This window comes from Mycobacterium simiae, from assembly GCF_008370645.1.
Taxonomy (GTDB): Bacteria; Actinomycetota; Actinomycetes; order Mycobacteriales; family Mycobacteriaceae; genus Mycobacterium; species Mycobacterium simiae_A.
In genome coordinates, this window is record NZ_VTZN01000012.1 from 14467 (window position 1) to 38676 (window position 24210).

The 24210-nt window shown below is 63.2% G+C and carries 23 protein-coding genes, 1 tRNA gene and 1 pseudogene; 16 read left to right on the plus strand and 9 right to left on the minus strand.

What is annotated here, in order from left to right; translation table 11 throughout:
- Window positions 1-31 precede the first annotated feature (31 nt).
- Together F0Q45_RS03660 and F0Q45_RS03665 are read right to left on the minus strand one after the other, a co-directional pair.
- Entirely contained in the window at window positions 32-1180 is a 1149-nt protein-coding gene (locus F0Q45_RS03660) for an acyl-CoA dehydrogenase family protein (protein WP_149652635.1), read from the minus strand.
- Complete coding sequence (locus F0Q45_RS03665) at window positions 1177-2868, minus strand: acyclic terpene utilization AtuA family protein (RefSeq protein ID WP_149652666.1); 1692 nt, start codon at window positions 2866-2868, stop codon at window positions 1177-1179. Before F0Q45_RS03665 ends, F0Q45_RS03660 begins: the two co-directional genes overlap by 4 nt.
- Before the next feature lie 242 nt (window positions 2869-3110).
- Between F0Q45_RS03665 and rpmF the strand changes: the two genes are divergently transcribed.
- The 5 genes from rpmF to F0Q45_RS03695 all read left to right on the plus strand — a co-directional run bounded on the left by rpmF (window position 3111) and on the right by F0Q45_RS03695 (window position 7751).
- Window positions 3111-3284 carry a 50S ribosomal protein L32 gene (gene rpmF, locus F0Q45_RS03670; RefSeq protein WP_122444383.1) on the plus strand — a complete coding sequence of 58 codons (174 nt, stop codon included), beginning with the start codon at window positions 3111-3113 and terminating at the stop codon, window positions 3282-3284.
- A 208-nt stretch (window positions 3285-3492) separates the two neighbouring features.
- Complete coding sequence (gene mprA / locus F0Q45_RS03675) at window positions 3493-4179, plus strand: two-component system response regulator MprA (RefSeq protein WP_188112770.1); 687 nt, start codon at window positions 3493-3495, stop codon at window positions 4177-4179.
- On the plus strand, window positions 4179-5726 hold the full coding sequence (locus tag F0Q45_RS03680) for a HAMP domain-containing sensor histidine kinase (RefSeq protein WP_149652637.1): 1548 nt from the start codon (window positions 4179-4181) through the stop codon (window positions 5724-5726). Before mprA ends, F0Q45_RS03680 begins: the two co-directional genes overlap by 1 nt.
- Before the next feature lie 94 nt (window positions 5727-5820).
- The gene (locus F0Q45_RS03690; protein ID WP_149652638.1) at window positions 5821-7206 is read left to right on the plus strand and encodes a trypsin-like peptidase domain-containing protein; all 1386 of its coding nucleotides are present in this window, start codon (window positions 5821-5823) and stop codon (window positions 7204-7206) included.
- The gene (locus F0Q45_RS03695; protein ID WP_149652639.1) at window positions 7206-7751 is read left to right on the plus strand and encodes a MogA/MoaB family molybdenum cofactor biosynthesis protein; all 546 of its coding nucleotides are present in this window, start codon (window positions 7206-7208) and stop codon (window positions 7749-7751) included. Before F0Q45_RS03690 ends, F0Q45_RS03695 begins: the two co-directional genes overlap by 1 nt.
- A gap of 19 nt (window positions 7752-7770) precedes the next feature.
- Here F0Q45_RS03695 and mscL read toward each other — a convergent pair whose 3' ends face one another.
- A complete protein-coding gene (gene mscL / locus F0Q45_RS03700; RefSeq protein WP_149652640.1) occupies window positions 7771-8232 on the minus strand; it encodes a large-conductance mechanosensitive channel protein MscL in 462 nt (153 codons plus the stop codon).
- A 1343-nt stretch (window positions 8233-9575) separates the two neighbouring features.
- Here mscL and F0Q45_RS03705 point away from each other — a divergent pair.
- From F0Q45_RS03705 to F0Q45_RS03715, 3 genes are read left to right on the plus strand one after another with little or no spacing between them, the layout of a single operon-like run.
- Window positions 9576-10310: an ABC transporter ATP-binding protein gene (locus tag F0Q45_RS03705; RefSeq protein ID WP_149652641.1), complete on the plus strand. Its 735-nt coding sequence runs from the start codon at window positions 9576-9578 to the stop codon at window positions 10308-10310.
- Window positions 10307-12883: an ABC transporter permease gene (locus tag F0Q45_RS03710; RefSeq protein WP_149652642.1), complete on the plus strand. Its 2577-nt coding sequence runs from the start codon at window positions 10307-10309 to the stop codon at window positions 12881-12883. Before F0Q45_RS03705 ends, F0Q45_RS03710 begins: the two co-directional genes overlap by 4 nt.
- A 6-nt stretch (window positions 12884-12889) precedes the next feature.
- Window positions 12890-14029 (plus strand): lipocalin-like domain-containing protein, encoded by a 1140-nt coding sequence (locus tag F0Q45_RS03715; protein WP_149652643.1) that lies wholly within the window; start codon window positions 12890-12892, stop codon window positions 14027-14029.
- A gap of 118 nt (window positions 14030-14147) precedes the next feature.
- On the opposite strand, the gene F0Q45_RS03720 is transcribed toward F0Q45_RS03715, so the two are convergent.
- Both F0Q45_RS03720 and F0Q45_RS03725 read right to left on the minus strand, forming a co-directional pair.
- On the minus strand, window positions 14148-15209 hold the full coding sequence (locus F0Q45_RS03720; RefSeq protein WP_188112773.1) for a polyprenyl synthetase family protein: 1062 nt from the start codon (window positions 15207-15209) through the stop codon (window positions 14148-14150).
- Between the two features lie 73 nt (window positions 15210-15282).
- The gene (locus tag F0Q45_RS03725; RefSeq protein WP_149652644.1) at window positions 15283-15939 is read right to left on the minus strand and encodes an SAF domain-containing protein; all 657 of its coding nucleotides are present in this window, start codon (window positions 15937-15939) and stop codon (window positions 15283-15285) included.
- Between the two features lie 87 nt (window positions 15940-16026).
- Between F0Q45_RS03725 and F0Q45_RS03730 the strand changes: the two are divergent.
- Window positions 16027-16287: pseudogene (locus F0Q45_RS03730) on the plus strand (hypothetical protein); the annotation flags it as partial.
- Between the two features lie 20 nt (window positions 16288-16307).
- Here the strand turns inward: F0Q45_RS03730 and F0Q45_RS03735 are convergent.
- Together F0Q45_RS03735 and F0Q45_RS03740 are read right to left on the minus strand one after the other, a co-directional pair.
- On the minus strand, window positions 16308-16610 hold the full coding sequence (locus F0Q45_RS03735) for an FmdB family zinc ribbon protein (protein ID WP_149652646.1): 303 nt from the start codon (window positions 16608-16610) through the stop codon (window positions 16308-16310).
- Between the two features lie 73 nt (window positions 16611-16683).
- Complete coding sequence (locus tag F0Q45_RS03740) at window positions 16684-17277, minus strand: 5-formyltetrahydrofolate cyclo-ligase (protein WP_149652647.1); 594 nt, start codon at window positions 17275-17277, stop codon at window positions 16684-16686.
- A 77-nt stretch (window positions 17278-17354) separates the two neighbouring features.
- On the opposite strand from F0Q45_RS03740, the gene F0Q45_RS03745 reads away from it, so the two are divergent.
- The 7 genes from F0Q45_RS03745 to F0Q45_RS03775 all read left to right on the plus strand — a co-directional run bounded on the left by F0Q45_RS03745 (window position 17355) and on the right by F0Q45_RS03775 (window position 23145).
- The gene (locus tag F0Q45_RS03745) at window positions 17355-18263 is read left to right on the plus strand and encodes a UTP--glucose-1-phosphate uridylyltransferase (RefSeq protein ID WP_149652648.1); all 909 of its coding nucleotides are present in this window, start codon (window positions 17355-17357) and stop codon (window positions 18261-18263) included.
- 85 nt (window positions 18264-18348) lie between these two features.
- Window positions 18349-19629, plus strand: a complete 1281-nt coding sequence (gene glp / locus F0Q45_RS03750) for a molybdotransferase-like divisome protein Glp (protein WP_149652649.1) — start codon at window positions 18349-18351, stop codon at window positions 19627-19629.
- Between the two features lie 19 nt (window positions 19630-19648).
- A complete protein-coding gene (locus F0Q45_RS03755) occupies window positions 19649-20302 on the plus strand; it encodes a GNAT family N-acetyltransferase (RefSeq protein ID WP_188112771.1) in 654 nt (217 codons plus the stop codon).
- A 150-nt stretch (window positions 20303-20452) separates the two neighbouring features.
- Entirely contained in the window at window positions 20453-21550 is a 1098-nt protein-coding gene (sepX, locus tag F0Q45_RS03760; RefSeq protein WP_149652650.1) for a divisome protein SepX/GlpR, read from the plus strand.
- A gap of 51 nt (window positions 21551-21601) precedes the next feature.
- A tRNA-Ala gene (locus tag F0Q45_RS03765) sits at window positions 21602-21674 on the plus strand.
- Between the two features lie 419 nt (window positions 21675-22093).
- Window positions 22094-22489, plus strand: coding sequence for an XRE family transcriptional regulator (locus F0Q45_RS03770; protein WP_149652651.1), 396 nt, complete (start codon window positions 22094-22096; stop codon window positions 22487-22489).
- A complete protein-coding gene (locus tag F0Q45_RS03775) occupies window positions 22486-23145 on the plus strand; it encodes an RES family NAD+ phosphorylase (protein ID WP_149652652.1) in 660 nt (219 codons plus the stop codon). Before F0Q45_RS03770 ends, F0Q45_RS03775 begins: the two co-directional genes overlap by 4 nt.
- Before the next feature lie 7 nt (window positions 23146-23152).
- On the opposite strand, the gene F0Q45_RS03780 is transcribed toward F0Q45_RS03775, so the two are convergent.
- Together F0Q45_RS03780 and F0Q45_RS03785 are read right to left on the minus strand one after the other, a co-directional pair.
- Window positions 23153-23476 carry a transposase family protein gene (locus F0Q45_RS03780; RefSeq protein ID WP_149652653.1) on the minus strand — a complete coding sequence of 108 codons (324 nt, stop codon included), beginning with the start codon at window positions 23474-23476 and terminating at the stop codon, window positions 23153-23155.
- 213 nt (window positions 23477-23689) lie between these two features.
- Window positions 23690-24196, minus strand: a complete 507-nt coding sequence (locus F0Q45_RS03785; RefSeq protein WP_149652654.1) for a hypothetical protein — start codon at window positions 24194-24196, stop codon at window positions 23690-23692.
- Between the last annotated feature and the right edge of the window lie 14 nt (window positions 24197-24210).

Here is a 24210-nt window from a genome sequence, read left to right on the forward strand (position 1 = left end):
TGCGGTGCGGAGCGATGAGCGGGCGGTGAGATCATGATTGATACCCCAGCAGTTTGGCGGCCAAAGCGGTGAGTATTTCGGTAGTTCCGCCGCCGATGCCGATGATTCTCATGTCCCGGTATTGGCGTTCGATCTCGGATTCGGCCATATAGCCCATGCCGCCGAAGAGCTGGACGGCTTGGTTGGCCACCCATTCGCCGGCGTCGACGGCGGTGTTCTTGGCGAAGCACACCTGCGGAATCAGATTCGTCTCCCCGGCCAGCTGACGCTCCACCACGTGGCGCGAGTAGACGCGGGCGACGTCAATGCGCCGGGCCATCTCGGCCAGCGTGTTCTGCACCGACTGCCGCGAGATCAGCGGACGCCCGAATGTCTCCCGGTCGCGACACCACTGCGCGGTGATGTCCAGACATCGCTGCGCGCTCGAATAGGCTTGTGCTGCAAGTCCGATACGTTCGGAGACGAAGGCCTGGGCGATCTGGGCGAAGCCGGTGTTCTGCGCCCCGACCAGATTGGTAGCCGGCACCCGGGTGTCGTTGTAGGACAACTCGGCGGTGTCCGAGGAGCGCCAGCCCATCTTGTCCAACTTGCGGGTGACCTCAAAACCAGGAGTTCCCTTTTCGACCACCACCAGCGACACCCCCGCGGCGCCCGGCCCGCCCGTGCGGACTGCGGTGACGACGTAGTCGGCGCGCACCCCTGAGGTGATGTACGTCTTGGCACCGTTGATCACGTAGTGGTCGCCGTCGCGCACCGCGCTGGTGCGCAGATGCCCGACGTCGGAACCGCCGCCGGGTTCGGTGATGGCCAGCGCACCGATTTTCTCTCCGGCTAGCGTGGGACGAACGTAGGTGTCGATCAACCGTGCATCACCGGAGGCGATCATGTGCGGCACCGCGATGCCACAGGTGAATAGCGACGCGAAGACTCCGCCGGGCGCACCTGCTTGGTGCATCTCTTCGCAGATGATCACCGGATCGGCGGCGTCACCGCCGCCGCCGCCGACGGCTTCGGGAAAGCCTGCGCCCAGCAGGCCGGCGGCTCCGGCCCGACGGTGCAAGTCGCGCGGCAATTCACCGACTCGCTCCCATTCCTGGATATGCGGCAGAACTTCTCGTTCGGCGAACGCGCGCACCGTCTTTCGCAGCTGCTCGCGCTCCGGTGTGGTCCAGATACTCACAACAGCGTCTCCGGAATGTCGACATGGCGGCTGCGCAACCATTCGCCCAGCCCCTTGGCTTGCGGATCGAACCGCGCTTGATAGGCAACGCCCTGACCCAGGATCCCCTCGATCACGAAGTTCAGCGCCCGCAGGTTGGGCAGCACATGCCGGGCGACCTCGAGGGCGGCCGTTTCGGGCAGTAGCTCCTGGAGTAGCGTAACGGTCAACGTGTTGGCCAGCCAGCGCCACTGCTCGTCAGTGCGTACCCACACCCCGACGTTGGCGGAACCACCCTTGTCGCCGCTGCGGGCACCGGCAATCAAACCCAGCGGCACCCGCCGGGTCGGGCCAGCCGGCAACGGCTCGGGCAGCGGCGGGGGAGCCACCGGTGCTAGCTCCAAAGTCTGTGTGGCGCTAGGAATGTCGGTGCGGTTGCCATCCGGATGGACCGCGACGTGCGGCACCTGGCTGGCGTCCACGTAGCCCGGGGCGAACACGCCGTATACCTGACCGTCGCCGGGCGGGGCGGTCACGGTGAAACCCGGATAGCTGGCCAACGCCAATTCGACTGCCGCCGAAGAGAATTGTCGTCCGACATGGGCGGGATCGGGATCGCGGACCACGCAGCGCAGCAAGGCGCTGGCCGCCTCCTCGGTGTCGGCGTCGGGGTGGTCGGTGCGGGCCAGGGTCCACTCGAGTTCGGCGGGCTTGACGGTCAGCGCAGCTTCGAGCTGGTGTCGCACCAAAGCGGCTTTGGCCTCGATGTCCAAGCCGGTCAGTACGAACGTCACGGAGTTGCGGAAGCCGCCGATGCTGTTCAGCGACACCTTCAGCGTGGGTGGCGGCGGCTCGCCAACCACGCCGGCGATGCGCACCCGGTCTGGGCCGTCGCCCGACAGTTCGATGGTGTCCATCCGGGCCGTCACATCAGGGTTGGCATAACGCGCACCGGTGATCTCGTAGAGGAGTTGCGCAGTAACGGTGTCGACGCTGACCAGGCCGCCGGTGCCGGGATGCTTGGTGATCACCGAGGAACCGTCGGCGTGCACCTCGGCCAGCGGGAAGCCGGCGTGCACGAGGCCTGGTACCGCGGGAATCTCGGTGAAAAACGCGTAGTTGCCGCCGGTGGCCTGCACGCCGCATTCGATGACGTGACCGGCAACCACGGCGCCGGCCAGCTGGTGGTAGTCGGTGCGGCCCCAGCCGAAGTGCGCCGCCGCCGATCCGACGATCACCGAGGCGTCGGTTACCCTACCGGTGACCACGACGTCGGCTCCGGCGGTGAGGCAATCGACGATGCCCCAAGCACCCAGGTAGGCATTGGCCGTCAGCGGTGTGCCGAGGCCGAGTTCGGCCGCACGGGACCGCAGGTCGTCGCCTTCCACGTGGGCGACCCGCGCCGGAACCCCGAGGCGCTGGGCGAGGGCCCGGATCGCGTCGGCCAGCCCGGCCGGGTTCAGGCCACCGGCGTTGGCCACAATGCGGACCCCGCGATCGCAGGCTAGCCCCAGACAGTCCTCCAGTTGGGTGAGGAACGTCTTGGCGTAGCCCCGGTCAGGATTTTTCATCCGGTCGCGACCCAGGATCAGCATGGTCAGCTCGGCCAGATAGTCGCCGGTGACGTAATCCACGTCGCCGCCGGTGAGCATTTCGCGCATGGCTGAGAGGCGGTCGCCATAGAAACCCGAGCAGTTGGCGATGCGCACAGCACCAGACACGGAAGCCATGCGCGTCTCCCTTCATTGGGATTACCGATGGGGCGAAACCAGCCAACCAACCGGTAGGTCAGCATAGCTTGCCTACCGATGGTGGTGTGATACCCGCCTCGATTGTCGCGGTTTTGGTGGCCTGCGCGTCACCGACTACCCTTGAAGGCGATCGTCGCCGTGAGGCCGCTCAGCCATGCAACGCGACACACCGACCCCCGATCAAGGAGTAAGGCCCCACCATGGCGGTACCCAAGCGCAGGATGTCGCGCGCGAATACCCGAAGCCGACGCTCGCAGTGGAAGGCCACCTCGACCGAACTGGTCGGTGTCACCGTGGCGGGCCAGAAGCACAAGGTGCCCCGCAGGCTACTCAAGGCGGCGCGCCTGGGCCTCATCGACCTCGACCGGCGCTAGCTCGCTCCAGGCCGGCAGTCCGCTCAGTTGCAGTGGTCACAGCTACCACATCACTCCCGGCGCGGGCCTGGCACCCGATGTGCCCAGAAAGACCATGCTGCCCGGCAGGGGCTGCTGTGGCGCATGTGACTAACCCGCCGGCCAGACCCGCCGCAACCACGGCGCGCCTCTCAGGCCAGTCTCAGGCGGTGGTACGAAACTAATGTCCGTGCGGATTCTTGTCGTCGACGACGATCGCGCCGTGCGCGAGTCATTGCGCCGGTCGCTCTCCTTCAACGGCTACTCGGTCGAGTTGGCCCATGACGGGCTGGAGGCTCTCGACATGATTGCCAGCGATCGGCCCGACGCGCTGGTATTGGATGTCATGATGCCGCGGCTGGACGGCCTGGAGGTGTGTCGTCAGCTCCGCAGCACAGGTGATGACCTGCCCATTTTGGTGCTGACCGCCCGGGACTCTGTTTCCGAGCGGGTAGCTGGGCTAGATGCCGGTGCTGATGATTACCTGCCCAAGCCGTTCGCCCTGGAAGAGCTGCTGGCGCGGATGCGGGCCCTGCTGCGGCGCACCAAGCCCGAGGATGTCGCCGAGTCGGTGGCCATGCGGTTCTCCGACCTGAGCCTGGACCCGGTTACCCGAGAAGTCACCCGCGGGCAGCGCCGGATCAGCCTCACCCGCACCGAGTTCGCCCTGCTGGAGATGTTGATCGCCAATCCGCGACGGGTGCTCACCCGTAGTCGCATTCTCGAAGAGGTGTGGGGGTTCGACTTTCCCACGTCTGGCAACGCGCTTGAGGTCTACGTCGGGTACCTGCGTCGCAAGACCGAGGCCGATGGCGAGCCGCGGCTGATCCACACCGTCAGGGGAGTGGGTTACGTGCTCCGCGAAACGCCGCCTTGATGATGCGCTTCCGCCGCCGAGCGCGCCCCCCGCTGCGCACCACGAGCTCGCTATCGCTGCGCTGGCGGGTCATGCTGCTGGCGATGTCGATGGTTGCGATGGTGGTCGTCTTGGTGTCCTTCGCGGTGTACGCGGTGATCTCGGCCGCCCTCTACAGCGACATCGACAACCAGCTAGAAAGCCGGGCGCAGTTGCTGATCGCTAGCGGTTCACTGGCCGCCGACCCGGGTAAAGCCATCGAAGGCACTGCCTATTCGGACGTCAACGCGATGCTAGTGAATCCCGGCCATTCGATCTATACCGCCAACCAGCCAGGACAGAACCTGCCCGTCGGAGCGCCCGAGAAGGCGGTCATCCGCGGCGAGCTGTTCATGTCGCGACGGACCGCCGCCGATCAGCGGGTGCTGGCCATCCATTTGCCCAATGGCAGTTCACTGCTGATCTCCAAGAGTTTGAAGCCCACGGAAGCGGTCATGACCAAACTGCGTGCGGTGCTGCTGATCGTCGGGGGGGTGGGTGTCGCGGTGGCCGCGGTGGCCGGGGGGATGGTGACCCGGGCGGGGCTGCGTCCGGTGGGCCGGCTCACCGAAGCGGCCGAGCGGGTGGCCCGAACCGATGACCTGCGGCCCATCCCGGTATTTGGTAGCGATGAGCTGGCCAGACTTACCGAGGCATTCAATTTGATGCTGCGGGCGCTCGCCGAGTCTCGGGAACGGCAGGCCCGGCTGGTCACCGACGCCGGACACGAATTACGTACCCCGCTGACGTCGCTACGCACCAACGTCGAGCTGCTGATGGCCTCCATGGCGCCTGGGGCTCCGCGGTTACCGGAGCAGGAGATGGTTGGTCTGCGTGCCGACGTGTTGGCCCAAATCGAGGAATTGTCCACCCTAGTCGGCGATTTGGTGGACCTGACCCGCGGCGACGCGGGCGAGGTGGTGCATGAGCCGGTCGACATGGCTGATGTCATTGACCGCAGCCTGGAGCGGGTCAGACGGCGTCGCAACGATATTTGTTTCGATGTCAATGTGATTCGCTGGCAGGTCTACGGCGATGCCGCCGGACTGTCCCGGGCGGCACTGAACCTCATGGACAACGCCGCCAAGTGGAGCCCGCCGGGTGGCCACGTGGGCGTCACGCTGAGACAACTGAACCCGTCACACGCCGAGCTGGTGGTTTCTGACCACGGGCCGGGCATTCCTCCGCAGGAGCGTCGCCTGGTGTTCGAACGGTTCTACCGCTCTACATCCGCGCGAGCGATGCCGGGTTCGGGCTTGGGCCTGGCAATCGTCAAGCAGGTGGCGCTCAACCACGGTGGATCGCTGCGCGTCGAGGACACCGTCCCAGGTGGGCAGCCGCCGGGAACGTCGATTTTTCTGCTGCTTCCGGGCCGCCCGCTGCCGGGTCCGGCCTACCCAGCCGTTCCGTTGGATACCAGGGCGACGCTCGAATCCGAGCTGCCTAGGGAGGGCGTTGAGGGCCGAGCGAACTCTCGGGATTCGGCAAACGTTATCTCAGTGGATTCTCAGTCCACGCGCGCAAGGTAGGGGTGCGGTTACTGTTGACGCAAGCCCATGTAAGCAGCGCATGGCCAAACACAGGGCTGACTAAGCCCGAGTAGAGGAAGAGCGACTAAGCGACATGACGAATCACCCGAGGTATTCGCCACCGCCGCAGCAGCCGGGATATCGTACCGCGCCTAACCAGCCTGTGCCCCCCGCGTATGCGCACGGGCCGCAGCAAACATACAACCAGCACTTAGACTGGCGCTATCAGCCGTCGCAGCAGCAGTTTCGGCCGCCGTATGAGTCCGCCACGGGTACCGGGCCAGGCCCGATTTCGGGAGGTACCGGGCCGGGGCCGATACCCGGTATGTTTCCGCCAATCACGCTTCCTCCCAACGTGATTCGTCCTCCACGCCCCCGGGCAGGCATGTTGGCAATTGGCGCGCTGACCATCGCCGTGGTGTCCGCAGGCATCGGTGGCGCGGCCGCATCGGTCATCGAACTGAGCCGGTCGCCCGCGAGTAGCAACGGCGGCGGAGTAGTTGCCAGCGGTGCTCCCAGCGTCCCGGCAGCAAATATGCCGCCAGGCTCGGTCGAACAGGTCGCCACCAAGGTGGTGCCCAGCGTGGTCATGCTGGAGACCGATATGGGGCGTTCGTCGGAGGAGGGGTCCGGCATCATTCTGTCGGCCGACGGGCTGATCCTAACCAACAACCACGTCGTGGCGGCCGCAGCCAAACCCCCCGCCGGTGCTCCACCGCCGAAAACGACAGTGACCTTCTTCGACGGTCGGACCGCGCCGTTCACGGTGGTCGGGGCCGATCCCACCAGTGATATCGCGGTGGTTCGGGTGCAGGGTGCCTCTGGACTCAGCCCGATTTCCATGGGTTCCTCGTCAGATCTGCGGGTGGGCCAGCCGGTGGTGGCGATCGGATCACCGCTGGGCCTGGCCGGCACCGTGACGACGGGAATCGTCAGTGCGCTGAACCGTCCAGTGTCGACGACGGGCGAAGCCGGTAATCAGAACACGGTGTTGGACGCCATTCAGACCGACGCCGCGATCAACCCCGGCAACTCCGGCGGTGCGTTGGTCAACATGAACGCCCAACTCGTCGGCGTCAACTCCGCCATCGCCACCCTGGGGGCGGATTCCGGTGACGCGCAGAGCGGTTCCATCGGACTCGGCTTCGCGATTCCGGTCGATCAGGCCAAGCGCATTGCCGACGAGCTGATTAGCACCGGCAAGGCGACACATGCCTCGTTGGGAGTGCAGGTGACCACGGACAAGGGAATACCGGGCGCCAAGGTCATCGAGGTGGTGCAAGGCGGCGCCGCCGCTAATGCCGGAGTCCCCAAGGGAGTCGTCGTCACCAAGGTCGAAGACCGCCCGATCAACAGTGCTGACGCGCTGGTTGCCGCCGTGCGGTCCAAGGCGCCGGGTGACAAGGTGGCGCTGACCTTCCAAGATCCTTCGGGTGGCAGCCGGACGGTACAGGTAACGCTGGGTAAGGCGGAGCAGTGATGAAGGCAGACGCATCGTTGTCAGAACTCGGATATACGGTTTCCCCCATGGAACAGGGTGCGGAGTTGGTAGTTGGGCGGGCACTTGTCGTCGTCGTCGACGATCGCACCGCCCATGGCGACGAGGATCACAGCGGGCCGCTGGTCACCGAGCTGCTCACCGAGGCCGGTTTCGTTGTTGACGGCGTGGTCGCGGTCGAGGCCGACGAGGTCGAAATCCGCAACGCATTGAACACCGCGGTGATCGGCGGGGTCGACTTGGTGGTGTCGGTGGGTGGAACCGGAGTGACGCCCCGTGATGTCACCCCCGAGGCCACCCGCGAGATCCTGGACCGGGAAATCCTAGGTATCGCCGAGGCCATCCGGGCCTCCGGACTGTCGGCGGGCATCACCGACGCCGGATTGTCACGAGGCTTGGCCGGCGTATCCGGCAGCACGTTGGTGGTCAACCTCGCCGGTTCCCGCTACGCCGTGCGTGACGGCATGGCGACGCTGAATCCGTTGGCTGCTCACATAATCGGGAAGCTATCGAGCCTCGAGATCTAATTCTCGGTGACCCAGCGGCTCAGGTGTCCGCGCGGGGTCCGTAGTTCGGGGGTGGCGACACCGACGCAGTTGGCTCGGTACCATGCTTGCCGGACGGGCCGGACCCGTTCGTTTGTGCCAGCAGGTCACGAATTTCGGTTAGCAGGACGACTTGTGCGTCGTCCGCCTGCTCGACCTCGCCCCGCTTGCGCAGCGTGTTGTAGGGCAGCACGATCAGGAAATACACCACGCCGGCGATCAGCACGAAGTTGATGGCCGCAGACAGCAGGATGTTCAAATCGATGGTTTGGCCGCCGCCAATGCTGATTTTCAGGATGCCGACGTCAGATTGTTGGTTGACGCCGATCCGGTTGATCAACGGCGTGATAATGCTATCGGTGAACTTGGTGACCAACGCCGTGAACGCGGTACCGATGACCACCGCGACAGCCAGGTCGACGATATTGCCCCGCGCGAGAAACTCCTTGAATCCTTTAAACATGCAGCTGTCCTTTCTGCAGTGGGCATCTTCCGAAGTTCAGGACTGGGACTATAAAAAACTAGCTCACTAGGTGTCATTTACCACACGACGATGTGACTTTGTGATCCGGAATATTTGCGTTCCCCCGTACCTGTTGCGAACGCGCTTGGCGAAATCCTGTGTCGGGAGCCGCCTCATGGGAATCGATCAGCGTGGCCTTGGCGGGTATTTGCCGCTCGTCGAGTGAGGCTGATCAACCGAGCCGCCGGTCGGTGAGCACTTGTTCAGGCAGAAGTGATGGCCGACTTCTAAGGCTAGTTCGTGCCTCGGCGGGTTGATTGGGTGGCCCGTAGCGCTGGTTTGACGTCGTGCCGGTTCTGAGCACTGATCCACTAGGTTGCCGCTGGGTGCCTCGGCTCGAAATAAGTTGATCGACAGCTGAATTCCCAAAGAAGGCGGCGATCGATGATCTTTATCGGTGATGACTGGTATCGCCGAGCGCGCCCGCCAAGCGCGGGCCGCACTACGGTCCGAGCAGCTGGCCCCACCGCAAGCGGTGAGCAACGCGTTCGGGCCACCACCCGGCCGCCGTCGGCATCATCGCCGAGCCGAACCGCCAGATCTCAGATCTGGAGACCCAGCCTGGCCGCCCATTTCGAGCAACACCCGGACGCCGATATCTACCTCATCTTGGAGATGCTCTCCGTGAGCGCGGATATCAATGCGAGGTCGACGCTGTGACTGACGCGCAGTCCGCGACAAGCACGCTGGCGTCCTACACGCCCACGCCGCGCATCCGGAGTGGTTCGTCCATAAAACGCCCGAACCGCAAAAGATCCTCCAAACCTCGTGGAGCAATCGACCTGACCAACCGAGGAGGAAACTCAGCAAATGCCGCTGGACGGTGCCTCATTTGGGTGCACTGGTTCCGCTTGGGTGTGCTGAGTATGTGGGGCCGCCCTTGCGCGTGGCAACAGGGCGCAGCGGGGGCGGGCGGTTGCCGTGGCACTCAGGTGGTAAGGGGTTGTCCGGCATTGGCGGTGAAATTGGGCCGAGACCGCGCCTTGACGACGGATGAAAACCCGGCCAGTCGCGTCGTCTCTGGCCTAGGTTTGGATCGTCGTTAACACCTCGACCTCCTCGGGCAGCGCCGCCCGAGGGCACTAGCGGGGCGTGGCGTACGGCTGCGTTCCAAACGTGGCGTTGCGGCTCTTACTCGATCGATGGTGGTCCCGACGGCATCCCCGTGTATTGGCACAGTCGAACTTCCCGCTAACACTCAACCGGCAGCCGTATATTGCGAACACATGCGGTCGTGCACGGTCTGAACTACAATACTGGAAGCGACCGGAAAAAGGACCTTCATGCGCGAGCCACCTGCCGTCCAGCTCAGGAATTTAAGCAGAACTTTCCAAGAAGGCGAAACCCAACGACTCGTCTTAGACGACATCACTGCCCATTTTGCGCAAGGTGAGTTCGTGGCGATATTGGGGCAGAGTGGTAGCGGTAAAAGCACCTTACTCAACCTCATCAGCGGCATCGAAAAGCCAACCAGCGGCGACGTGATAATTCACGGCTTTGCTCTCACAAAAATTAGCGAGCGGAACCGGACGCTCTTTCGGCGCGACCACATCGGCATGGTTTTCCAATTTTTCAACCTCATTCCTACGCTAACCGTGCTAGAAAACATTACCCTGCCTCAGGAGCTGGCCGGAATAAAGCACCGAAAAGCTGCCATTGTCGCCCGCGACCTCTTAGAGAAAGTGGGCCTAGCCGGCCGCGAAGATACTTTTCCAGATAAACTGTCCGGTGGAGAGCAACAGCGTGTGGCTATTTCTCGAGCACTGGCGCATGATCCCATGCTAATCCTCGCCGACGAGCCGACGGGCAACCTCGACAACGACACCGGCGACGTGGTATTGGCCGTCCTGCTTGACCTCACCCGTCAAGCCGGTAAAACCTTGATTATGGCCACCCATAGTCCGGCCGTCGTGAATCATGCTGATCGGGTTCTCACCTTAACGGGCGGAAAATTGATATCCGATCAGTCCCAAGAAAACAATATCTCTCAGCCTACCTGTCCAATATCCATGATATGAAATACGCGAATAGTCGAGCATTTCTGGCTTATGCTCCGTTGCTGCACATGGCTTGGCGCCGGCTGCGGCAACGGCCATTTCAATATGTCCTTCTGATCTTGGGAATCGGTCTGGGAGTAGCCATGATCGTAGCCATCGATCTTTCGAGTAGCTCTGCCCAACGTGCGTTTGACCTCTCAACCGAAGCCGTTACCGGGAAAACCACCCATCGCTTGGTGGGGGGATCTGCTGGGCTCGACGAACAGCTCTATGTCAATCTGCGCAAAGCGGGATATGATTTGTCCGCTCCCGTAATTGAGGGGTATGTGTTGGCCCCAAGAATGGGCAATCACGCTATGCGGCTAATGGGCGTCGACGCCTTTGCGGAGCCCCCTTTCCGCTGGACTTTATGGCGAAAGCAAGATGTATCAGTATTAGTTAAGTTCTTAGGGCAGCCTAATGCGGTCATTATCAGTCAAGGCACAGCGGAGAAATATCAGTTAGCGCTGGGTGACAAGTTTACCCTGCAAGTGGCGGGCACACCTACCACTGTAACCTTAGTTGGCTTGATGGCGACACCCGACGAAATTACCAAAGAAAAATCACGTGATCTTATCATCGCCGACATCGCCACCGCTCAAGAGCTTTTTCATATGCCCGGCAAACTCAGTCACGCCGATTTGATCATCGAAGACTCAGCCACGGCGACACAAATCGCAGCCCGTTTGCCACCCGGCGTGCGTCTAGAAACCGCCGATGCGAGAACCAACAGTATCAGGCAGATGACCTCAGCGTTTACGATCAACTTGACGGCACTCAGTTTGATCGCCTTACTTGTTGGTATTTTCTTGATTTACAACACCGTAACTTTCAATGTCATCCAGCGTCGGCCATTATTTGCCATCTTGCGCTGTCTGGGCGTGACTCGATTGCAAATGTTCTGGCTGATAATGACCGAGTCCATTATTGCCGGACTGATTGGCACTGGCGTGGGCCTCTTATTCGGAATTTGGCTCGGTGAAGGGGTGACCAACCTGGTGACCCGAACGCTCAATGATTTTTATTTCATTGTCAATGTTCGCAACGTGGCGGTGTCCCACGGGAGCATATTGAAAGGGCTGCTGTGTGGCATCTTGGCTGCCATTGTAGCCACGATACCCCCCGCTATAGAAGCGATGCGCACTACCCCTGCGAGCACGCTCCGACGCTCCTCCCTGGAAAGCAAGGTCGCGCGACTGATGCCGTGGTTGTGGGCGTCATGGTTAGGCCTAGGTGGCTTTGGCGTCTTGATGCTGTGGTGGCCGGCCGATAACTTGATCATGGCCTTTGTTGGCCTCTTTTCCGTTCTGATCGCCTTTGCGCTGACCACGCCGCCACTGACCCGGCTGGTGATGTTGCGCATAGCTCCCGGCCTCGGCCGCTTCCTCGGGCCGCTAGGACGAATGGCCCCCCGTGATATTGAGCGGTCATTGAGTCGTACCTCTGTCGCTATAGCCGCTTTGATGATGGCCGTCGCCTTGATTGTGGGCGTGTCCATGTCGGTGGGTTCGTTCCGGCGAACCCTGGCCAACTGGCTAGAAGTGACCCTGAAAGCAGATATCTATGTATCCCCGCCCACCCTAACCTCCGGTCGTCCCAGCGGTAATCTTCCTCCAGATGTTGTCGGGATTTTGAGCAAATGGCCGGGAGTCCGTGACGCAGTTACCGCGCGGTATGCGACCGCTTTTGCCCCGGCCTGGGGGCGCGACGTTGAATTGATGGCGGTCACGGGCGATATGTCCGATGGCAAGCGGCCATATCGGTGGATTGGCGGGGACCAAGCAACTCTGTGGTCACGTTTCCTGGCTGGGGAAGGTGTGATGTTATCGGAACCCTTGGTATCGCGTCAGCATTTGAGTATCCCGCCAGGACCCATCACTCTCATGACCGATTCCGGGCCACTTGCCTTCCCCGTGCTGGCTGTTTTCGCTGACTACACCTCAGATCAGGGAGTCGTTCTTATGGATCAGGCCAGCTATCGAAATAGGTGGCGGGATGCGAACGTGACAACGATGTTCCTCTTCGCAAAACCAGGCGTGACCGTGGAAACTCTGTTGGATCAGCTGCGAGCCAAGCTCGCCGGGCGTGAGGACATTGTAATCCAATCAAGTCGTAGCGTTCGCGAAGCGTCGATGGTTATCTTTGATCGGAGCTTTGCGATCACCATAGCTCTACAATTAGTGGCCACTGTTGTGGCATTTATCGGTGTACTTAGTGCATTGATGAGTTTGGAACTAGAGCGCGCTCGTGAGGTAGGTATTTTCCGGGCCGTGGGGATGACCGTTCGTCAATTATGGAGATTGACATTGATTCGTACCATGTTAATGGGCACGCTGGCAGGCTTGATAGCCATGCCCACGGGTGTCGTATTGGCTTGGATTCTTGTCTACATTATTAACGTAAGGTCATTTGGCTGGACCATGCATATGCAGCTTGCAACGGAGTATTTCAGCGTAGCCTTTTTGGTGGCGGTGGCGGCCGCCCTGGCGGCCGGCGTATATCCCGCTTTGCGTTTGGGCAAGATGAGCATTAGCGCGGCTATTCATGAGGAATGATAGCGCATGAGAAAAATCGGGTTGGCCGTTCTTATTGTACTGGTCGGGGCAGCGGCTCTGTGGCGGTGGCAACAGCCGCAAGCGGATGGTATAGCTGCTGAATCCCTACTTGCCATTTTGGCAGATCAGGATGCTTCCGGGTATGCCATAGCCAGCGAACCGGGTGCCATTCAATTCCCACGTGATTTTGGGCCGCATGAAGATTACCAGGGGGAATGGTGGTATTACACTGGGAATCTGGAAACCGCTGGTGGGAGACTTTTCGGCTACCAGCTTACTTTCTTCCGCAAGGCTTTGGCGCCAACCGCTGAAGCAATGATAGTGGAAGGCAGCTCGTCTTGGCGCACCAATCAGATTTATATGGCGAATTTTGCGATTAGCGATATCGCCAAAGGAGGCTTCTATCCGGTAGAAAGATTTGGCCGGGCCGCATTAGGCATGGCCGGGGCCACGGCGGAACCCTATGGCGTGTGGGTTGGAGACTGGTACGCTCGCGAGAGCGAAAATAAGTCGGTCACGTTATCTGCGAAAACGCAACACACCGCTCTGGAACTGAGTCTAACCCAAACACTGCCGCCCATTCTGCACGGTAATGCGGGCTTGAGCGTGAAGAGTGAACATGCCGAAACCGCGTCCTACTACTATTCGTTACTACGGCAGGCGACGCGGGGCACTGTGACCGTTAATGGCGAAAGTTTTTCTGTCACCGGTGTGAGTTGGAAAGATCATGAGTATTTTTCCGGCGCTTTGGCGGCCGATGATTTGGGGTGGGATTGGTTTGGGCTGCAATTCAACAATGGGGCGGCTTTGATGATTTATCAGCTGCGGCGGAAAAATGGCGAATTCAGTCCGTTTTCGGGTGGCACATTTGTTGCGGGCGACGGCACGGTCACACACCTAAGCCTGTCCGATTGGCGCATAACGGCGCACGATCACTGGACCAGTTCCTACAGCCACACTACCTACCCCATTGGCTGGCAAATCGAGATAAAGCGGATTGGTTTGAGGCTGACTGGAGCCGCGTTGATACGCGACCAAGAGTGGCGGGGGACTACGCCCTATTGGGAAGGCGCCGCATCCTTTGAAGGGCATTATCGAGACGGTCCGATCAAAGGCCATGGATATGTTGAGATGACGGGTTATTAGCTGCCAATTCGCGTGGCGGGATAGCTGCTTGGTGCGTGGGCTGTTGTGATGACATCACTGGTTGCGAAAAGGAGCGTTGACGCGGGAAAGAGCTGAGGTTGCGCGCGAGGCGAGGTAGTCAGTGATTACCCGACCGGCCAGGGGGCGATTCACGCGGTGTGGCCGCGCTGTGGTAGGTGCACCGGGAGATCGTGGAGTCGATCAGTTCGAAAAAGGCCTGGCGAGCCGCGCACGCAGGTAAGCCGGCAAGCTCTTCGCGGGCCTGTGCGGCGTAGCTGGCTAGCACATCGTTTGCCGCTAGCACGGCCGTCGAGCATCGCAGCAGGGTGATGGCTTCGGCGATCTTGTCTTCGTCGATCGGGTCGGCGAGTGACTTGCGCAGGCGATCTGCGTTGGGCCCGGGCTCACGCAGCGCGTAGAGCACCGGCAACGTGTGCTCACCATTCCACCGATGAATCCCGGGTACATCGCCGGACTTATCGAAGTCGTTGGCGATTCCCATGATGTCGTCCGCAATCTGCGATGCGGTGCCGATGAGGCGCCCGAGCCGTGTGAGGCGAAGAATCGTCTCGTCAGTCGCACCGGCGAACGTCGCTCCCAAGTGCCCGGCGGCTGCGACGAGCGCGCCGCGCTTCTGGCTCGCGGTCTGCAGGTAATGCGCAATTGAGTCGACATCTGGCGCGGCGCCACGGATTTCGTACATGTGACCGGTGACCAGCTCGGCAAAGGTCTCGGCGATGACCCGAAAAGCTATCGGACCCAGCCGCGAGCCCAGGCGCGAGGCCATCGCGAACTGGTAGTCGCCGGTGAGGATTGCGATGTTGTTGTTCCAGTGGGCGTTGCCGCCGAACGCTCCGCGGCGTACCTCGCCCGGCTGCGCGACATTGTTGTGGCAAAGCGCCGCTTGATGGATCAACTCGAGGGTTGCTCCCGCGACGGTGACCTGCCAGGTGTCGGGGTTGGGGCCAAGTTGTGCGGCCAGCACCGTGACGAGGGCTCGCAACGGCATGCTCCCGGCTTCGGAGATAGCCACCACCGCGTCGCGCATAGCTTCGTCGTCGTTGGAGAGCTCGTTGCTGATCAACTCGTGTATTTGCTCGGTACGGCGACGGACGCTGGCGGAGAGCCGGGGACCGCCAAGATCGAAGTCTGCAGCTAGTAGGGGGGCGCTCGGACGAATGCCGCAGCTGGCGTCGGACGGCGAGGCGATGTTGACGTTGGTACCCGGGCTATCGGCTCCGCAGGCCACCGGCTCAGTGTAGAACGACGGTTACCGTCTGGCCTAGCGCCGCACCGGCTACCACGTTCGCCACCCGGGCTGGCAGCGCGACCAAGACCACCCGGCCGTCGTCAGCTGCCTGAGTCTCGCGCTGGACCGAGATCAGTACCACGATGGCGTCGGTGGCCAGAACCCGCGCATTTGCCGGCGCCTCGTTCAGCGGCGCCGCCAATACGTCGACGACGTCACCGACCCGAACCAGGTCGATCAGCGCGTTGTCGGCTAAATGGAGCGGCACGATGCGCGCACCGGACCCGGCCGCGGTCTCGGCCAGTCGGCTGCTCAAGATTCGTACATCAGTCAGTACCTCGCCGCGCCGCGTCGGGCCGGCCAGTGTCGTGCCGACGACTGACCTCAGGTCGGTTTGCGCGCCGTCGGGAAGCGTTGGCGCCAAACGCGTTTCGAGTCGAAGATCATCAGCGGTCAATGCCGCGCCCGGAGCCAGGTCGCGTGCTGCCACCACCACCTCGAGACCGCTGGGGTGGGTATTCGACCGCAGCGCTGCGATGCCGGCGAGCACCACAAGACCGCCCGCTGCGACGCGCCGGGCCAGGATGGTGCGCGTCCAGTCCGGCCGCAACGACGTCGATAGCCGGCTGATCAGGCTCGGATTCAGCGATGTGTGTGCCACGCCGGACACGGTAGGCGTTGCGGGGCGCCGACGGTGGCGATGAATAAGTCGCCTGTGGAGAACCCGGTTGGGGTGGGCTGCTCAGAGAGTTCCACCACCGCCCCGTCGTCGGGTTTCTTCAACAGCGGTGCCGGCAGCTCATCGGGCTTGGGCAATGTCGGGTCTGGCCTCTCAGGCTTCTGGAACGCGGTGCCGAACGCATCGCTGGGCGGCACTTCCGGCTTCCAGAATTACGGGCCACTGCAATCGGGTGTACTGAACCTGGGCAACACCATCTCGGGCATCGGCAACACCGGTCTGGGGCTGCTGACCGCAGCGTTCAAGTCGGGCTTTGCCCACCTCGGCTAATGGCTCGCGGCCTATTTCCGCTAGCTAGAAGCGGCCACCGGGGACGGTGTGGGGCTGCTTGACTTCTCGCTCGATCCCGAACTTGAACTCGTGGCTGGGCTGCTGGTCGAAGACCCGTTGGTCGCGGTCTCTGACTTCTTGGCTGAGTCGCGGCTGTCAGTGCGATAAAAACCACTGCCCTTGAACACCACACCAACAGAGCCGAACAACTTGCGCAACCGACCGGAGCATTTCCCGCACGTGGTCAGCGCATCGTCGGTGAAGGTCTGCACAGTGTCGAAGCGGTCGGCGCACTCGGTGCACTCGTAGCTATAAGTCGGCACAACAACCTCCGGATAATGTCACTTGGGTTAGCACTCTACCGTTTCAAGTGCTAGAACCGCCACGTGAGCTCGATCATTCCCTCACCGGAAAGGCGATCACCCCGCGCCCGGGTGTGATCGCGTGAGTCATGCGCACGTCGTGCAGTTCTGACGGCAGCTCGTCCACCAGTTCCTCATCGCGGACCAGCGCGATCAGCCGTGCTTGCGAGTCGGCGCCGGCCAGTGAGCGGTCGTAGAAGCCCAAACCCTTGCCCAGCCGCACGCCCCGACGATCGACGGCCAGCGCCGGCACCACCACCACGCCGGCCTCGCCGACCGTCGACTCCGGCAGCCAGGGCTCGGGAGGCTCCAGCAGCCCCCACCGTCCGCTGACCAGCGCACCCGGCCGGTACTCGCCCCACAGCAACGGGACTGGGACGTTGTCGTCGGTTGTGCGCGCTACCGGCAGCAGCACTCGCCCCGCCCGGCGCAGCAACATTTCCAACATCTGCATCGATCCCGGCTCGGTGCGCACCGGCACGTAGGCGCAGACCGTGGCGCCGCTGCTCACCATCGGCTCCAAGTATCGGCTCAACAGCACGGCTTCGGCGGCCCGAACGTCGTCGGCAACCAGGCGCCGGGCGGCGCTCAGCCGTTTCCGCAACGCCGCTTTGCCCGCGCTTGTCATGACCTCAACGATGACAGGCCGGCACTTGCGCACGCCGGACCGACTCGGCAAACCCGGCGGGGGTTATCGTGTGAACGATGTCATCCGAAGATCCGGTCCCGTTCACGGCGATCGTCCCTGCCGCCGGCCTGGGCACGCGGTTTTTGCCCGCGACCAAGACGGTGCCCAAGGAGCTGCTGCCGGTGGTCGATACGCCCGGGATCGAGCTGGTGGCCGCCGAAGCGGCTGCAGCCGGCGCCGAACGGCTGGTGATCATCACCTCCGAGGGCAAGGACGGTGTGGTCGCGCACTTCGTCGAAGACCTGGTCTTGGAGGGCACTCTGGAGGCCCGTGGGAAGACGGCCATGCTGGCCAAGGTGCGCCGCGCCCCGGAGCTGATCAAGGTGGAGTCGGTGGTGCAGGCCGAGCCGCTCGGTTTGGGGCACGCCATTGGCTGCGTGGAGCCGACGCTGACGGCCGACGAGGACGCGGTCGCGGTGCTGCTGCCCGATGACCTGGTGCTGCCGACAGGTGTACTGCGGACCATGTCGAAGGTGCGGGCCCGGCTGGGCGGCACGGTGTTGTGTGCCATCGAGGTGACCCCTGAGGAGGTCAGCGCCTACGGGGTTTTCGACGTCGAGCCTGTCGCCGACGCGGATTTGCCTGACGTGCTCAGGGTCAAAGGCATGGTGGAAAAGCCGAAATCCGAGGACGCCCCGTCGTTGTATGCCGCGGCCGGGCGTTACGTGCTGGACCGGGCGATCTTTGATGCGTTGCGCCGCATCGACCGGGGTGCCGGCGGTGAAGTGCAGCTCACCGACGCTATCGCGGTGCTGATCGCCGAGGGCCACCCGGTCCACGTAGTTGTGCACCGTGGATCCCGACACGACTTGGGAAATCCCGGCGGGTACCTCAAGGCTGCGGTTGACTTTGCTTTGGATCGTGACGATTACGGCCCGGAGTTGCGGCGATGGTTGGTGGCGCGATTGGGTCTGACCGAGCAGTAGCCGGGCACAGTGTGACGGCCCGCCCTCGGGGCGAGCCGGGCGATCGCGCCCAGCTCGCCTAACTGGCTCGACGGAAAGGCGCGCTGTGCGTTCTGTGGAGGAGCAGCAGGCCCGGATATCGGCCGCCGCGGTGGCCCCAAGGCCGATGCGGGTTGCGATTGCTGAGTCACAGGGGCTGATGTGCGCCGAAGAAGTAGTGACCGAGCGCCCGCTACCCGGCTTCGATCAGGCCGCGATCGACGGCTATGCGGTGCGCAGCGTCGACGTGCAGGGCGTTGGTGATTCCGGCGGGACCGAACTGTTCGCCGATGATGCCAGCCTGGAGGGCCGCGACGTGGTGACATTGCCGGTGATGGGCACCATCGAAGCCGGCGCCCGTACCCCGACCAGGCTGCAGCCCCGCCAGGCGGCTCGGGTGCAGACCGGGGCGCCGCTGCCGACGCTGGCTGATGCGGTGTTGCCGTTGCGGTGGACGGATGGCGGGATGTCGCGCGTGCGAGTGCTGCGCGGTGCGCCGTCGGGTGCTTACGTGCGGCATGCCGGCGACGATGTGCAGCCGGGTGACGTTGCGGTGCGCGCCGGCACCGTGATCGGCGCCGCCCAGGTGGGGCTGCTAGCTGCAGTCGGCCGCGAACGGGTGCTCGTGCATCCGCGTCCGCGGCTATCGGTCATGGCTGTAGGCGGCGAGCTGGTCGACATCTCGCGGACCCCAGGCAACGGGCAGGTGTATGACGTCAACTCCTATGCGTTGGCGGCTGCTGGTCGGGATGCGGGAGCCGAGGTGAACCGGGTCGGCATCGTCAGCAACGACCCCAAGGAGCTCGGTGAGATCGTCGAGGGTCAACTCAGCCGGGCGGAGGTCGTCGTGATCGCCGGAGGGGTCGGCGGTGGTGCCGCAGAAGCCGTCCGCGCGGTGCTTTCCGAGCTCGGTGACATGGAAGTCGTCCGGGTCGCGATGCATCCGGGATCGGTTCAGGGGTTCGGACAGCTCGGCCGGGATCGCGTTCCGACGTTTCTGCTGCCGGCCAATCCGGTCAGTGCCCTGGTGGTTTTCGAGGTGATGGTCCGGCCATTGATCCGGCTGTCGCTGGGTAAACGGCAGCCCATGCGCCGCATTGTGCAGGCCCGCACTCTTTCGCCGATCACGTCGGTGGCTGGGCGCAAGGGGTACCTGCGCGGTCAATTGATGCGTGATCAGGAAAGCGGCGAATACCTGGTGCAGGCGCTGGGCGGGGCGCCCGGAGCGTCATCGCACTTGCTGGCCACACTGGCCGAGGCAAACTGTCTGATTGTGGTCCCCACCGGAGCTGAGCAGATTCGTACTGGCGAGATCGTCGACGTCGCCTTCTTGGCTCAGCACGGCTGATCGCGACACGGCAGCGTTCGTGAACCTCTTGCGCTCCAGTTACCGGCATCCGGGCTGGCCGATGGGCGTCGGACCGCTACGGGTCGCGGCGGGAGTCGTGTGGTTGCGGCCGGTACGGCTGCGCGACGGCGGCCAGTGGAGCCGAATCCGGCTGGCCGACCGGGTACACCTGGAACCGTGGGAGCCCAACACGGAAGGCGAATGGACCATCCGGCATTCGGTCGCCGCCTGGCCGGCGGTGTGTTCGGGTCTGCGATCGGAGGCGCGCAAGGGCCGCATGCTGCCGTACGCGATAGAGCTCGACGGGCAATTCTGCGGCCAATTGACCATCGGCAACATCACCCATGGGGCGCTGAAATCAGCCTGGATCGGCTACTGGGTGAGCAGCGCGCACACCGGAGGCGGGGTAGCCACCGCGGCGTTAGCGCTGGGCCTTGACCATTGCTTCGGCCCGGTGGGACTGCATCGGGTGGAGGCCACCGTACGCCCGGAAAATGCGGCCAGCCGGGCCGTTTTGGCCAAGGTGGGCTTTCGCGAGGAGGGGCTGTTGCGCCGCTACCTCCAGGTCGACAACGAATGGCGCGACCACGTATTGGTGGCGCTTACCGCTGAAGAGGTCAACGGATCGGTCGTGTCGAGGCTGATCCGCGACGGCCACGCCGGCTATCCCTGACTCGGGGCCTGTGACTGGCGCGACACGTGTGGCGTGTGGTGCTTGTGAGAGACAAATTACAGGTGTGTAATTGTCCTGGTCACGTCGACCGGCCCGAGCTGGCCCACGAGACGCCATCGCGGAGATCGAAACCGAGGAGAGCAGGACATCATGCCAAGCATCCCGCAGTCGCTGTTGTGGATATCGCTCGTGGTGCTCTGGCTGTTCGTGCTGGTGCCCATGCTGATCAGCAAACGTGACGCGGTCCGGCGCACCAGCGATGTCGCCTTGGCGACTCGGGTACTCAACGGCGGTGCCAGCGCCCGACTACTCAAGCGTGGTGGGCCCGCCGCCGGCCACCGCAGCGACCCGCACTGGAAGCCTGAGGTCGACGAGAACGACGAGGGCGAGGACATCGACCAGGATGCCGACCAGGCAACCTGCCCGGTCGAGGCTGCCGACGACGCGCGCCCCACTGGCGCGATCCTGATGACGGTCGCCCCCCCGAAAGCCGGGGTCGCCGAGCCCGATTACCTGGATGTCGATGTGGTCGACGAAAATGCGGGAGTCCTTCCCGCCGGGGCCAGCGACCGAATCACCGAACCTACGCCGTTGGCAGTGGATAGCCGACTCGATGAGGCTGACGTTCACGCTGCAGATGACCCCGCCGAAGATGCTGATCTTGACACCGCGGAGCTGTTCGCCGCCCGGGGCGCCGAGCGGGAGCGTAACGAGCGTGCCGACGACGAATACGAATACGTCGAGGACTCCTCCGGTCTGGAGCCACAGGAGGACGACGAGGCGCCGGTGAGCTTCACGCCGGGTTCCTCGCGGCGCCGCCGGTACGACACGAAGACCGCCGCCGCAGTCAGCGCCCGTAAGTACGTGTTTCGCCGGCGCGTGTTGATGGCGATGGCGGTGATCCTGGTGGGCTCGGCGGTTACCGCCTTCGAGGTGACGTCGCTCGCCTGGTGGTTATTCGGCAGCGCAACCTGTGTGACGATGCTCTACCTGGCCTATCTGCGCCGGCAGACCCGGATCGAGGAGAAGGTGCGTCGCCGCCGCATGCAACGGATAGCTCGGGCGCGGGCCGGCGTGGAAAACACCCACGACCGCGACTACGACGTGGTGCCGTCGCGGCTGCGGCGTCCCGGCGCAGTGGTCCTCGAGATCGACGACGAAGACCCGATCTTCGAGCACTTGGATCACCCGGGCTCGATGCGCAACTACGGCTGGCCGCGCCACCTGCCGCGGGCCGTCGGCCAGTAGGGCCGGCAGTTCGGCCGCTGGTCGTCGCGGCTGGTAGCCTGCTAGCGATCAGGGGCTATGGCGCAGTTGGTAGCGCGACTCGTTCGCATCGAGTAGGTCAGGGGTTCGAATCCCCTTAGCTCCACAACAAGAACCCAGTTCAGAGGGCATTTCCAAATCTAAAGTTGCGTCCAGATCGACTTAACATCACGGGCCGTGGCAAGCATCCATGCCCAAAATGAACCGCAGCGGGAACGCTCACCGTATGCCGTGCCGTCAATGCTCGTTGACCTCCGAAAATCTCCCGGCCGCATAGCGTTTCAAGGCCCTCTAGACCAAGCCCGGGAATCATTGGCATACCAACGGCTCCGTCCGTGTCCCTAGCGGCGATGTAACCGGACAAGCTCGACATGGGCTGACGGGGACGTAGGAGCGATGAGGGAGGTTCCGACTGTGATGCATCGGCCAGGACTGGTAGGCTAGTGAGTGTAGTTTGAGGGTGCGTTATTGGGTGTCTACTCGGTAATATCACACGTAGACCAACCCAGAAGGTGAAGGTGCGACATGCCGGTCTTGACCGTCTCAGCGGCGCAGCGGCTCGATGACGAGGCAGCGACGCTTTCGATCCGCCAGATCGCCGCGTATCTGCAACAGGCTGTCGGCCAGCGCGTCGCGGCGGCGATGGCGGGCTTGGCCGACGCGAAGCAAATCGGCCGCTACGCGCGCCAGGGAGGCCCGCAACCTCACGGCGCGACCGAACGCCGGCTACGTGAGGGCTACAAGGTCGTCAGGATGCTCGTCGATGCCTACGACGACAAGACGGCGCGGGCGTGGCTTTTTGGCACCAACACGCGCCTGGACGATCGGGCGCCGATCGAGGTGCTCGGTGCGGCGATCGACACCGCGGAGTTTGCGACGGTTGTACGGGCCGCACGGCAGGTCGCCAGCTTCCAGGCGTGATCGTGACGCCCGACGAGGGGCGAATCCTGTGGCGGGTCGGCTATTACGCCGACCCGCTAGGCTTCACTCCGCTGGAGCTGTACCAATTCAGTCATCGTTTCGACGACATCTGCCGGCGCTTTCGCACGCTGTATTGCGCTGACTTGGCCGAAACCTGTCTCCGCGAGGTGCTCGCCGACTTCCGGCCGAACCTTGGCGCGCTGCGCCGACATATCGAGCGCTACGGACCTGAGGCCGCCCAAGACTTCATTGAGAAGCCAGTCACCGCGCAGTGGCGCATCCAGCACGTTCTCGTTCCCACGGTCCTGGAGCTCGAGGGCCCCGTGATCGATCTCACCGACGTGCCCACACGCCAGGCGATCGAAGATCGCCATGTCGAACTGCTGCTTGAGCACAACCTGGAGCACCTCGATCTACATGAGATCACCACCAGTCGCCGGGCCATCACGCAGGCGATCGCCGCGGACCTCTTTGATCGAGGTGCCGGCGGTGTCCGGTTTCCCTCCCGCCTGGACGGCAAGCCGTGCGTCGCGCTGTTCGAGGGGCGCGGCACCGCGAGCCTCGCCGGAGACCCCATCGCGCTCACCGACCCACCGCCCGAACCGCTCACCAACGTCACCACGCCGTGGGGTCTCGCGCTTGAGCCAACGCCGTGAAAATGCTCTAGGTCGGTGCGAAGGAGATGCACCCGCTGATCCACGTCAAGGGCAACACCGCCCCGTTGTCGCTGAGCAGGCTGGCCGGATTGCCATAGGCGGCAGCGGCTTTGGTGAAGCTGTTGTCGACGTCGCTGGCCGTGAACACCGGCAAGGTGTCGCCGCCTACAAATAGCCGGAAGTGATTATCGAGGACGTCGAGAATCTCGACGTCGGTGTTGTCGGCAAGTTGCCAATGGGTGATGTCGGGTTGCCAGCGTTCGTCGGGCTGTTCGGCTTGGAAACGGATGTAGCTGTTTTTGGGGGCGTTTGTGCGGTTGGGGGTAGCCAAGCCTCGTGCTGTAAGGATCCGCCAGATCGTGGACACCGCGGGACTTTCGCTGCGGCGTTGCTGAAGGTGAGCGCGATCGTGGCAGCGCCGGCCTCATGCCCATCGCGTTTGGGGTGCTTACGCAGCCATGGGGAGGTCGCCACTTAACCGGGTTGGCCATGACCGCCATCGGGATTCTAGTTGGTTGCGCCCGCGGCCTGCCCTGGAAAGCAATCACACGTGAGGCAGCCAACCGGAGCCATGTGGCGACAGCACAAAGCCGCGGCCTTGCGAGTCTTTGCACGCCGTGGTGCCCGCGTTGTCCACGCCGCAGATGACACCGTTCACCGTGATGGAGTGGAACGCAGGCAGGGTCTTGAGCGGATGCCCGTAGACTTGACCATCGGGCGCAATCGGGTCACCGGATTGCGCTAATCCAGAGGTAGTCCCGATCGCGTTCACGGTGCCAGCTCCAGTGGCTGGCGTGACAGCGGGAAAGTTATTTCCCGTGCATTGCGCTTGCCCGGAGAAGAAGTCGCACGTGATGCCATCAGGGGTGAGGAAGAACACCATATTGAGCGGCGCGCGCCCCGTGTTGGGAAGTGCGATCGTGTAGTCCGCAACGTTTACCGGCGAATACCCGCTGATGTCGGGAAAGGCAGGCGTATCGGCGCGGGCGTTACAGCTGGTCACAACAGCGCTGATGATCCACGCAGCGACAGCGAGCGCTCTACTGGTCATGTTCGTCCTATCGG

Bases quoted from the DNA above. Each gene is read 5' to 3' on its own strand.
- sepX (WP_149652650.1), top strand. From the start codon at position 20,453: ATGCCAAGCATCCCGCAGTCGCTGTTGTGGATATCGCTCGTGGTGCTC.
- F0Q45_RS03740 (WP_149652647.1), bottom strand. From the start codon at position 17,277: ATGACAAGCGCGGGCAAAGCGGCGTTGCGGAAACGGCTGAGCGCCGCC.
- F0Q45_RS03705 (WP_149652641.1), top strand. From the start codon at position 9,576: ATGCGCGAGCCACCTGCCGTCCAGCTCAGGAATTTAAGCAGAACTTTC.
- mscL (WP_149652640.1), bottom strand. From the start codon at position 8,232: ATGTTTAAAGGATTCAAGGAGTTTCTCGCGCGGGGCAATATCGTCGAC.
- F0Q45_RS03785 (WP_149652654.1), bottom strand. From the start codon at position 24,196: ATGACCAGTAGAGCGCTCGCTGTCGCTGCGTGGATCATCAGCGCTGTT.
- F0Q45_RS03715 (WP_149652643.1), top strand. From the start codon at position 12,890: ATGAGAAAAATCGGGTTGGCCGTTCTTATTGTACTGGTCGGGGCAGCG.
- F0Q45_RS03770 (WP_149652651.1), top strand. From the start codon at position 22,094: ATGCCGGTCTTGACCGTCTCAGCGGCGCAGCGGCTCGATGACGAGGCA.
- F0Q45_RS03745 (WP_149652648.1), top strand. From the start codon at position 17,355: ATGTCATCCGAAGATCCGGTCCCGTTCACGGCGATCGTCCCTGCCGCC.
- F0Q45_RS03710 (WP_149652642.1), top strand. From the start codon at position 10,307: ATGAAATACGCGAATAGTCGAGCATTTCTGGCTTATGCTCCGTTGCTG.
- F0Q45_RS03695 (WP_149652639.1), top strand. From the start codon at position 7,206: ATGAAGGCAGACGCATCGTTGTCAGAACTCGGATATACGGTTTCCCCC.
- rpmF (WP_122444383.1), top strand. From the start codon at position 3,111: ATGGCGGTACCCAAGCGCAGGATGTCGCGCGCGAATACCCGAAGCCGA.
- F0Q45_RS03680 (WP_149652637.1), top strand. From the start codon at position 4,179: ATGATGCGCTTCCGCCGCCGAGCGCGCCCCCCGCTGCGCACCACGAGC.
- F0Q45_RS03690 (WP_149652638.1), top strand. From the start codon at position 5,821: ATGACGAATCACCCGAGGTATTCGCCACCGCCGCAGCAGCCGGGATAT.